Below are 1,066 nucleotides of genomic sequence, written 5' to 3' on the forward strand. Positions count from 1 at the left end.
AATCCAGAGCAGCCATTGTGGAGGAATATGACCTCACGGCTTCTGCTTTAGACCGCTGGATCAAGCAAGCCAGGAACACAGGCTCCTTCAAGGAAAAGGACAACCGCTCTCTCGAAGAGAATGAACTCCTTGCTTTACGGAAAGAGATTGGGCGACTGAAGATGGAGAACGACATTTTAAAGCAAGCCGCGCTGATCATGGGACGAAAGTAGCTATCATCCGGAATAACCGTGATAAATACTCGGTATCAGCAATGTGCGACGTCCTGCAAATCGCAAAAAGCACATTCTACTATGAAGCAAAGGAACGAACGGCAGAAGATGCACTATCGACAGCGATCGTAGAGATCTTCCACAAGAACCGCAGAGCCTATGGCACACGCAAAATCAAAGTGAAGCTAAAGGAACAGGGATTTGTCGTGTCCAGACGCCGTATAGGGCGAATCATGAAAGAACAGGGGCTTGTTTCAACCTACACTGCCGCACAGTTCAAGCCCCACAAGGCAGCTTGTAACAACGCAGCTACGGCGAATATACTGAACCGTGAATTCGAGCAGACGAAGCCCAGGCGCTTTGTCGTGAGCGATCTAACGTATGTTAAGGTGCAGAACAAGTGGCACTATATTTGCGTGCTGATCGACCTGTTTAATCGAGAAATTGTGGGACACAGCGCAGGGCCAAACAAGGATGTGGCTTTGATTTCCCGCGCCTTTGCTACGGTACAGGGCGATCTGCGCCAAATCGAGTGGTTCCACACGGACCGCGGCAGCGAGTTTAAGAATGAAGCGATGGACGAGCTCTTACAAACCTTTGAGATCGGCCGATCCCTCAGCAAGAAGGCCTGCCCCTATGACAACGCCGTAGCCGAAGCGACATACAAAATCATGAAAACGGAATTCGTGAACCAAATGGAATTCCAGAGTCTTCGCCATTTGCAAATCGAGCTATACGATTACGTTAATTGGTTCAACAAGCATCGTATCCATGGAACTTTAGGCTATAGAACGCCTGTTCAGTATCGCCAAGAAGCCCTTAAACAAGTTGTCTGATTTACTGTTGACAATCCA

General features: G+C 48.6%; 1 protein-coding gene. It reads left to right on the plus strand.

Annotated elements, in window-relative coordinates:
* Positions 1 to 1,048, plus strand: a protein-coding gene (locus RBI05_RS19220; protein WP_310552214.1) for an IS3 family transposase whose coding sequence is annotated in 2 segments (ribosomal slippage) — positions 1 to 177 and positions 177 to 1,048 — 1,049 coding nt annotated over the 2 segments. Because the reading frame shifts where the segments join, the coding sequence is not laid out codon by codon here. This gene is flagged as partial in the annotation.
* Positions 1,049 to 1,066 lie beyond the last annotated feature (18 nt).

Source organism: Paenibacillus glufosinatiresistens, assembly GCF_031470375.1.
Lineage (GTDB): Bacteria > Bacillota > Bacilli > Paenibacillales > Paenibacillaceae > Paenibacillus_AQ > Paenibacillus_AQ glufosinatiresistens.